Here is a 6,623-nt window from a genome sequence, read left to right on the forward strand (position 1 = left end):
GGCGGGCGCGGTGGCGCTCCCCGCCTCGGCCGCGCCGGACAGCCGGTGCAGTGCGCCCCGCAGCCGCGCCAGCCGGGCCGCGCAGGCGTACTCGCGCCCCAGCGTCTCGGTCAGCCAGCCGAGCTCCGACCGGAACTGGTCCGTCCACGGCACCTCCGACAGCGGGCGGAAGACGTGGAGCGTCCCCGAGATGCGGCGGGCGGCGCCGCGCAGCAGCCGGACGGCCTCGGCCGCCTCCTCGGCGGCGGTCCCGGCGCCGTGCCCGCTGTCGCCGTGCAGCCGCAGGGCGCGCAGGAACTCGGTCGCCTGCTGGTGCAGGTAGCGGGTGAGGACGTCGGCGGCGCTGCCGGTGCCGTGCGGGGGCCGGCCGTCACCCGGCGCGCGGCGCGCCTGGGGCGGCGGTGCCGCGGCCGGCGCGCCGGCCGGGTCCGTCGTCGTATCGGTCATGTCGGTCCGCCTCCCGGCCGCGGTGAGGGCGACCGGGGTGTCATGAGGTCGCTGTGCCACGCCGGCGCCTCCGGGCGTCGATGAGGATTTCCTGGACGTTGCGCAGCGGCCGGCCGTCGGCGTCGGTCGCGTGCCGGGTCCAGCCGCCGTCCGGGCCGAGGTGCCAGGACGCGGTCCGGTCGGACATGCCGAGCTCCAGCAGCCGGCTGAGCGTGGCGCGGTGCGCGGGGTCGGTGACCCGGACGAGCGTCTCGATGCGCCGGTCGAGGTTGCGGTGCATCATGTCGGCGCTGCCGAGCCACACCTCGGGCTCACCTCCGTTCGCGAAGGCGAAGACTCGGGAGTGTTCCAGGAACCGGCCCAGGACGCTGCGCACCCGGATGTTCTCCGACAGGCCGGACACCCCGGGCCGCAGCGCGCAGATGCCGCGCACCCACACGTCCACCGGGACCCCGGCCCGCGAGGCTCGGTAGAGGGCGTCGATCACCGTCTCGTCCACCATCGCGTTGACCTTGATCCGGATGGAGGCGGGCCGGCCGTCCCGGCGGTGGGCGATCTCCCGCGAGATCCGGGCGACCAGGCCGTCCCGGAGCGAGCGGGGGGCGACGAGCAGCCGTCGGTAGGTCTGCCGGCGGGAGTAGCCGGAGAGCCGGTTGAAGAGGTCGGACAGGTCGGCGCCCACCTGCGGGTCGGCGGTGAGCAGCCCGAGGTCCTCGTACAGCCGGGCGGTCTTGGGGTGGTAGTTACCCGTTCCCACATGCGAATAGCGCCGGAGGGTGTCCCCCTCTTGCCGTACCACCAGGGAGAGCTTGCAGTGCGTCTTCAGGCCGACGAGCCCGTAGACGACGTGGCAGCCCGCCTCCTCCAACTTGCGGGCCCACTTGATGTTCGCCTGCTCGTCGAAGCGCGCCTTGATCTCGACCAGGACGAGCACCTGCTTGCCGGACTCCGCGGCGTCTATCAACGCGTCGACGATCGGGGAGTCGCCGGACGTCCGGTACAGCGTCTGCTTGATGGCGAGGACGTCCGGGTCGGCCGCGGCCTGTTCGAGGAAGGACTGGACGGAGGTGGAGAACGAGTCGTACGGATGGTGGAGCAGCACGTCCCGCTCGCGCAGGGCCGCGAACACGTCGGGCGCCGACGCGGACTCCACCTCGGCCAGGTCACGGTGCGTCCCGGCGACGAACTTGGGGTACTTCAGCTCCGGCCGGTCCAGCGCCGCGATGTGGAACAGCGCGGTGAGGTCGAGCGGCCCGGGCATCGGGTAGACCTCCGCGTCGGAGATCTTCAGCTCGCGGACGAGCAGGTCCAGGACGTACGGGTCGATGGACTCCTCGACCTCCAGCCGCACCGGCGGGCCGAAGCGGCGGCGCATGAGCTCCTTCTCCAGCGCCTGGAGCAGGTTCTCGGCGTCGTCCTCCTCGACCTCCAGATCCTCGTTGCGCGTCACCCGGAACATGTGGTGCCCCAGCACCTCCATCCCCGGGAACAACTCCTCCAGGTGCGCCGCGATCACGTCCTCCAGCGGCACGTACCGCTGCGGCGACGCCTCCAGGAACCGGGACAGCAGCGGCGGCACCTTCACCCGCGCGAAGTGCTCGTGCCCGCTGACCGGGTTGCGGACGACCACGGCGAGGTTGAGCGACAGCCCCGAGATGTACGGGAAGGGGTGCGCCGGGTCGACGGCGAGCGGCGTGAGGACGGGGAAGATCTGTCGGCGGAAGAGGGTGAAGAGGCGGGCCTGCTCCTTCTCGGTCAGCTCGGGCCAGCGGATCAGGTGGATGCCCCGCTCGGCCAGTTCGGGGGCGATGTCCTGCTGGTGGCAGGCGGCGTGCCGGGCCATGAGCTCGCGGGAGCGGGTCCAGATCAGCTCCAGCACCTCGCGCGGCTGGAGGCCGGACGCGGAGCGGGTGGCGACGCCGGTGGCGATGCGGCGCTTGAGGCCGGCGACGCGGACCATGAAGAACTCGTCGAGGTTGCTCGCGAAGATCGCCAGGAAGTTGGCGCGTTCGAGGAGCGGGGTGGCCGGGTCCTCGGCCAGCTCCAGCACCCGTTCGTTGAATGCCAGCCAGCTGCGCTCGCGGTCCAGGAAACGGTTGCCGGGCAGCGGCTCGCCGTCGCGGGCGGGGTCCCCCTCGCGGTCGTCGTAGCCGTCCGCGTAGTCGATCCCGGCGTCCGCCGTACGCGCCTCGGCGTAGCGGGCGGGCTCGTGCCCGTCGTAGTCGTCGTAGCCGACGTAGTCATCGAGGTCGGCGTCCAGGTCAGGTTCCAGCTCGGGCACGTCCGGGGCGGCCGGGCCCGGCCGGGCGGCGGCCAGGAAGCCGCCGGGGCGCGGGGCCGCGTGCCGGTCGCCGGCCGGCCGCTCCTCTTCCCGGGGGCGCGAGGGCGCCGGAGGGTCTGCCATACCCTCATTGTTCCGCTCGTCCGGGAGGGCGGGCACGGCGGCGACCGCGGCGGCGCGTGGCCTGCGTTGTCGTGCGTGGGGGGCGACCGGATGCATTCCGCAAGACTGGCAACCGCGGTTGAATCACGGGTAACGCCCACATGGCGTGCGGGAAACCCGGGAGCCTCCCGGTGGTGACCGGAGGTTTCCGGTGTGACCGGAGGATTCCGGGTGGCGCGGCCGGGCGCCGGGCGCCTCACAGCCGAGCACGTCATAGCCGAGCACGTCATAGCCGGGCGCGTCATAGCCGGGCGCGCCACGGCCGAGCACGTCACGCCCGGGCCGCCCGCCGCTACGGCACGAGGCGCCGCATCCACCGCGCCGCCGCCCAGGCGGCCAGCGCGGCGAGGGCGACGAGGATGCCCGCCTCCAGCCAGGCCAGGGGCCAGTGGTCCGCCGGGGGATGGTGGTCGAGGTACCAGCGGTCGGCGTTGTGGGTGGCGAGGCAGCGCTCCGGGGACACCCCGACGCCACACACATCCTCCGACAGTCGTTCACCCGAACGGGTGAGCATGCCGCGTTCGAGGACCCAGGTGCCGTCGTTCGGGTACCCCGGCATGCCGAGGGAGACCGTCCGCGTGCGGGGCCACAGATAAGGGCGTACGAAGCCCAGCGCGGACCGGACCGTCCCGTACGCCACCAGCGTCAGGACCATCGCCGGCACCGTGCGCCGCGTCATCAGCGCCGCCAGCGCACCGAGCGCGACCCCGCAGAGGGCGTCGGCGACCGGCATCGGGCCGAGCATCCCGAACGAGTCGTACCAGCGCTGGCCGGGCAGCAGTTCGGTCGGCACGGCCGTCCAGCACCACGTGTAGAGCGCCGCCATCAGCGACACCCCGACGAGCACCAGCACCACGGGCACGGCGAGTTTGGCCGCGAGCCAGCGGGACGGCGGGACGGACTGGGTCCAGGCGAGCCGCCACGTCCCGCTCTCCAGCTCGCGGGCGACCATCGGGCCGGCGGTGAACAGGCCCGCCAACAGCGGCACATACTGCACGAGCAGCCCGTTGAAGTGCAGCGCGTCGCCGTATCCGGCCCGGAAGTCCGCGGCCGGCGACCAGCGTTCGACGCACTCGTAGCCACCACCGGCGCAGAGGTCCCTTAGCGCCCGCACGTCCGCGTCTTTACGCAGCAGGAAGCCCAGCAGGCCCAGTTGGAACAGCTCTGCCACCAGCAGGAGCAACAGGACGATCAGGGTGGCCCGGTGCTGGCGCAGGACGAGCCAGACGAACCCCCGCGGACGGAACCGGCTCCTCCGCGGGGTCGGTGCGGTGGGGGTGGAAGACAGGATGGCGGTCACGCGGCGGCCCTCCCGGACCGGGGTTCGGCGCTCGGGGTGAGCAGCGGGGGGACTCCCGGGGCGCGGAGGTGGGCGAGGAGCAGGTCCTCCAGGGTAGGCTCGGACGTCTCCCACTGCCCCGCGACCGGCCCTTCCGGCCGGAGGACGGCGGTGAGCTGCCGGCCCGTCGTCCGCGCCGAGACGACCGTGTGCGCACCGAACGCCCTGGGTAGGCCCGGTTCCTCGTGGCGGCCCACGACAACGCGGTGTACGCCGATCAGATCCTCGACCTCGCCCGCCAGCCGTATCCGGCCATCGCCCAGCAGCAGCAGGTAGTCGCAGACGCCGTCGAGTTCGGAGAGGACGTGGGAGGCCAGCACGATGGTGGTGGCGTGCTCGGCGGCCTCGGCCATCAGGGCCGCGGTCGTCTCGTGCCGCACCAGCGGGTCGAGATCGGCCATCGGCTCGTCCAGCAGCAGCAGGTCGGGGCGCTTGCCGAAGGCCAGGGCCAGCGCGACGCGGGTGCGCTGGCCGCTGGAGAGGGCGCCGACGCGGGCGTGCCGCGGCAGGTTCCCCTCCCGTACCAGCCGTTCCGCCGCCGCCTGGTCCCAGCGGCCGGGGTTGAGCTCGCGGCCCATGCGCAGCGTGTCGTCGACCGTGAACTGCGGGTACAGCGGCTTGTCCTGGGGCAGGTAGGCCACCCGGGGGCGCGTTCCGGGACCGCCCGCGGACCCGCCCAGCACCTCCAGCCGGCCCGTCTCCGGCCTCCGCAGCCCCGCGATGACGGACAGCAGCGTGGACTTGCCGGCGCCGTTCGGCCCGACGAGCGCGCAGACGCGGCCCGTGGGGATCCGGAACGAGCAGTCCCGCAAGGCCCAGGAGCGCCGGTGCTTCACGCCGAGGCCGGCCGCCTCGACGGCGGTCCCGCCGGGGACGTAGGTCAGGTCGGTCATCCGGTCCCCTCGTCGGTGTGGTCGGTGTGGTCGGCGTTTTCGATGTGGTCGGCGTTGTCGATGTGGTGAAGGTGTTGAGTGTGGCGAGGGCGGTCGGTGTGGTCGGTGTGGTGAGGGCTGTCGGTGTGGTGGGCTGCGTACGGGTCACCGGGTGGTGCGCCGTCGAAGCACTCGTCCAGGACGGACGTCATCAGGGCGGCGACATCGTCCCGGTCGAGCCCGGCCGCGCGGGCCCGCCCGGCCCAGCCGGCCAGCTCGGCGCGGAGCGGCGCGTCGGCGGCGGCACCCGGCCGGGCCAGGGAGCGCCGGACGAACGTCCCGAGCCCCGGGCGCGCCTCGACCAGCCCCGCACGGTCCAGCTCGCGGTACGCCTTGAGGACGGTGTTGGGGTTGATGGCGGTGGCGGCGACGACCTCGCGGGCGGTGGGGAGCTGGTCACCGGGCATCAGCAGGCCGAGGCGCAGCGCCTGTTCGACCTGCCGGGCGATCTGCACGTAGGGAGCGACGCCGCTGCGGCGGTCGATGCGGAACGCGACCACGACCTCACCCTGCTTCCACTGGGCTATTCCACTAAATAGCTAGTGAAAGCAGGATGACGTCACTCCGCTTCCCACGTCAACAGGTGTCCTGTGCGGGTCAGGCCCCCGAGTCAGGACCCCGGGTCAGGACCCAGGACTTCCGCGTCAGGACCCCGGCTCAGGACTCCGTGCGGTACATCAGGTCCGTCTCGTGGACCGTGAACCCGAGCCGCTCGTACACCGACACGGCCGGCGCGTTGTCCGCGTCCACGTAGAGCATCGCCGTCGGCAGGCCCGCCGCCGCGAGGTGCCGGAGGCCGATGGTGGTCAGGGCCTTGCCGAGGCCGCCGCCCTGGGCGCCGGGCCGGATGCCGACCACGTACACCTCGCCGAGCCGCTCCTCGGCATGCACCTTCGTCCAGTGGAAGCCGGCGATCGCGCCGTCGCGTTCGGCGAGGAAGAAGCCCTCGGGGTCGAACCAGCTCTCGGCCTTGCGGTCGTCCAGATCGCGCTGGGTGAGCGAGCCCTGCTCCGGGTGGTGCGCGAACGCCTCGGCGTTGACGGCGAGCCAGGCCGCGTCGTCGGCCCCGGGGCGGAAGGTCCGGACGGTCACGCCCTCGGGCAGCCGGGGCTCCGGGAGGTCCAGGTCGTCCAGCGGACGCCGCATCTGCCGCAACTCGCGGAACAGGCTCATCCCCAGCACCTGCGCGAGGTGGCGCGCGGCCGGGTGGCCGCCGTGCGCCCAGACCCGCAGCCGCTTGCCGGACTCCCGCAGCAGCGCGTTGCCCAGCGCCCGGCCGTGGCCGCGCCCCCGGTACGCCGGGTGGACGACGAGCTCGCCCGCGGGCGCCTCGACGGGATCGGTGTCCTCCAGCTGCGCGTACCCGGCGAGGGCCTCGGCGCCGTCGGTCACGTCGTGCAGCAGCAGGTGCCGGACGCCCGGCCGGCCGCCCTTCAGCTGGAGCCGGCCCTGCTCGGAGACG

General features: G+C 73.5%; 6 protein-coding genes. All 6 read right to left on the reverse strand.

All coding sequences use genetic code 11. From position 1 onward, the window contains the following. Positions 1–447 (reverse strand): CHAD domain-containing protein (locus tag JNW98_RS33970; RefSeq protein ID WP_223772143.1); only part of this gene is annotated, 447 nt, incomplete at its 3' end. A gap of 40 nt (positions 448–487) precedes the next feature. After that, entirely contained in the window at positions 488–2,851 is a 2,364-nt protein-coding gene (locus JNW98_RS33975; protein ID WP_223772144.1) for an RNA degradosome polyphosphate kinase, read from the reverse strand. 331 nt (positions 2,852–3,182) lie between these two features. After that, positions 3,183–4,190, reverse strand: coding sequence for an ABC-2 membrane transporter-related protein (locus JNW98_RS33980; protein WP_223772145.1), 1,008 nt, complete (start codon positions 4,188–4,190; stop codon positions 3,183–3,185). Beyond that, positions 4,187–5,122 (reverse strand): ABC transporter ATP-binding protein, encoded by a 936-nt coding sequence (locus JNW98_RS33985; protein ID WP_223772146.1) that lies wholly within the window; start codon positions 5,120–5,122, stop codon positions 4,187–4,189. Before JNW98_RS33985 ends, JNW98_RS33980 begins: the two co-directional genes overlap by 4 nt. Then, positions 5,119–5,661 (reverse strand): GntR family transcriptional regulator, encoded by a 543-nt coding sequence (locus JNW98_RS33990; protein ID WP_223772147.1) that lies wholly within the window; start codon positions 5,659–5,661, stop codon positions 5,119–5,121. The genes JNW98_RS33985 and JNW98_RS33990 overlap by 4 nt, the downstream gene beginning before the upstream one ends. A 157-nt stretch (positions 5,662–5,818) precedes the next feature. Next, the coding region (gene mshD / locus JNW98_RS33995) for a mycothiol synthase (protein ID WP_223772148.1) at positions 5,819–6,623 on the reverse strand (805 nt) is incomplete at its 5' end.

Origin of the sequence: Streptomyces huiliensis (assembly GCF_020037025.1) — a bacterium.
Classification (GTDB): domain Bacteria; phylum Actinomycetota; class Actinomycetes; order Streptomycetales; family Streptomycetaceae; genus Streptomyces; species Streptomyces huiliensis.